Below are 1,028 nucleotides of genomic sequence, written 5' to 3' on the forward strand. Positions count from 1 at the left end.
CGTCTCCTCGGTGGTGAGGGGTTTGATGTCGCTCACCGAGCGGACCATGGTCGTCTTCCCGGTGCCGAAGCCTCCGGCGATCATCACTTTGACCGAGCGGCTTTCGGCGGGCAGGGCACCGGCCTGCGACGGCTGGTCGGGGCGGTCAAAGCCTTTCAAGTCCACTGAGGACCTCCTCAAGGAGCGCGAGGTCCGGCCCGCGGCCGGAGGGGGAAGAAGCCGGGATGGGGTCACGGGCCTCCACCCGGCCCGCTTCCAGCAGGTCGGCCACCAGCACCGCGAGAATGTTGAACGGCAGGCCGAGATGGGCACCCAGCTCGGCCACCGACAGCGGGTCACGGCACCAGCGCACGATCTCCTCGTGCTCGTGCTGCATGCCAGGGACGGGCGCCGTGCGGGAGACGATGAGCGTCGCCACGTCGAGCCCGGCGGCCGGCCCGCCCGGTCCGCTGCGCCCGCCCGTGAGGACGTAGTAGCGCTCCAGACCGGACGGGTCGGTGGGCCGGTGGGGGCCACTCATCCAGGCTGCTCCTCCCGGCGCGGAGTGGTGCCGAGCAGCTCACCCATCCGCCGCGCCAGGTCCCTCATCTGATGGCCGAGCAGCCCCTGGTCGAGCCCTTCCTTGGCGAGGACCCCGAGGTACGTCTCGACTCCGGCCCGCACCACGAAGAGGTGTCCGCCGTCGACCTCGATCATCGCGAGGCGCAACTGCCCGCCGTACTTGGGGAATTGCGCGGCGACGGGCTGGGCCAGCGCCTGCAGCCCCGCGACCACGGCGGCGAAGCGGTCCACGTCGTCGGGGTCCTCGGCGCCGTACGACGTGATGGCCTTGCCGTCGCTGGAGGCCACCAGGGCGAAGCGGATCTCCTGGATGGACTCGGTCAGGTCACGGAGCGCCCAGCTCACGTCGGTCTCGTGCTGCGTCATCGCTGGTCGCTCTCTTCGGTGCGGGGCTCATCGGTCTCTCGTCCGGCCGTGGCGAAGGCCGCCAGGCCGGTGAAGGACGTGTCCGGTGGCACGACGGGCGG

2 protein-coding genes and 1 pseudogene are annotated in these 1,028 nt (G+C 71.2%); all 3 read right to left on the bottom strand.

Features of this window, described 5'->3' with window-relative positions:
• A pseudogene (locus tag AOK22_RS43620) lies at positions 1–165 on the bottom strand (ATP-binding protein); the annotation flags it as partial.
• The gene (locus tag AOK22_RS38740) at positions 146–520 is read right to left on the bottom strand and encodes a DUF742 domain-containing protein (protein WP_055703311.1); all 375 of its coding nucleotides are present in this window, start codon (positions 518–520) and stop codon (positions 146–148) included. The gene AOK22_RS38740 and the pseudogene AOK22_RS43620, both read right to left, overlap by 20 nt.
• Positions 517–927, bottom strand: a complete 411-nt coding sequence (locus AOK22_RS38745; RefSeq protein WP_055703312.1) for a roadblock/LC7 domain-containing protein — start codon at positions 925–927, stop codon at positions 517–519. Before AOK22_RS38745 ends, AOK22_RS38740 begins: the two co-directional genes overlap by 4 nt.
• Between the last annotated feature and the right edge of the window lie 101 nt (positions 928–1,028).

This window comes from Streptomyces silaceus (assembly GCF_001419745.1).
Taxonomy (GTDB): domain Bacteria; phylum Actinomycetota; class Actinomycetes; order Streptomycetales; family Streptomycetaceae; genus Streptomyces; species Streptomyces silaceus.